This is a genomic window from Micromonospora sp. NPDC049645 (genome assembly GCF_040675155.1).
GTDB lineage: Bacteria > Actinomycetota > Actinomycetes > Mycobacteriales > Micromonosporaceae > Micromonospora.
This window is the reverse complement of record NZ_JBFAOI010000045.1, coordinates 1-1,000: the sequence shown is the minus strand read 5'-3', so window position 1 is coordinate 1,000 and position 1,000 is coordinate 1. Positions and strand designations below refer to the sequence as shown.

The window sequence follows — 1,000 nt, the reverse complement described above, 5'->3', positions numbered from 1 at the left end:
CCCGGCGGGAGATCAACACCACATGCTCCGCGCCATGCCTGGCCACCCACCGAGCCACGTGTGCACCCAGACCACCGGTACCACCGGTGACCAACACCGTGCCCCGCGGCTCCCACACCCGCGGCGACTCATCCGCCCTGGCATGCACGAACCTGCGCCCATACACACCACTGGCGCGTACCGCGACCTGATCCTGACCACCCCACCCGGCCAGTACCGCGGCACAACGACGCGCTGCCGCAGCCGCGTCCCGCGACGTGTCAGGCCACACCGGGGGCAGATCAACCAGACCACCCCAACGGCGGGGATACTCCAACGCCGCGACCAGACCCAAACCCCACGCCTGAGCCTGGAGCGGATCAGCGGGAACGTCGAACCGACCGGTACCGACCGCGCCACGGGTCAGCACCCACACCCGCCCCGACACACCCGCCGCGTCGCTACCCAAGTCGGCGTCGTTCAGGCCCTGCAACAACGCCAGTAACTCATGCACCGGCGCCCGACCGGGCAGGAACACCACCCCACCCAACCCGGGCGTGTCCAACCCGGCCATCACCGACCGCAGCGCCGCAGCCACCCCCACCCGGGTGCCATCAACAGCTACCGGCAACACCCGCGCACCATGACCGACCAAAATCTGCTCGACCAGCCCGACCCACCCCGACCCCGCGTGATCAGCCACCAGATCCGCGCCATACACCAGAAGCCACGTACCGTTCAACACCGCCTCAGGACCACCGGTCAACGGCTCCCACACAACCCGGTACCGCCACGCGTCAATGAGCCGCCGGTCCTGACGGGCCCGCTGCCACGCCGACAACCCCGGCAGCACCATGGCCAAACCCTGCTCATCCACCCCCAACGTCGTAGCCAAAGCCGCCGCGTCACCACGCTGCACCGCCTGCCAAAACTCCGCATCAAACCCACCATCCACACCCCGCACCGGCAAACCCCGCACCGCCGGCCAATACCGCTGATGCTCAAACGGGTAGGTAGGCAG

Annotated in this window: 1 protein-coding gene; it reads right to left on the bottom strand. The window is 68.8% G+C overall.

Features of this window, described 5'->3' with window-relative positions; all coding sequences use genetic code 11:
• On the bottom strand, positions 1–943 hold a 943-nt coding region (locus AB0J33_RS31170; protein ID WP_363618743.1), incomplete at its 3' end, for a KR domain-containing protein.
• Positions 944–1,000: the final 57 nt, after the last annotated feature.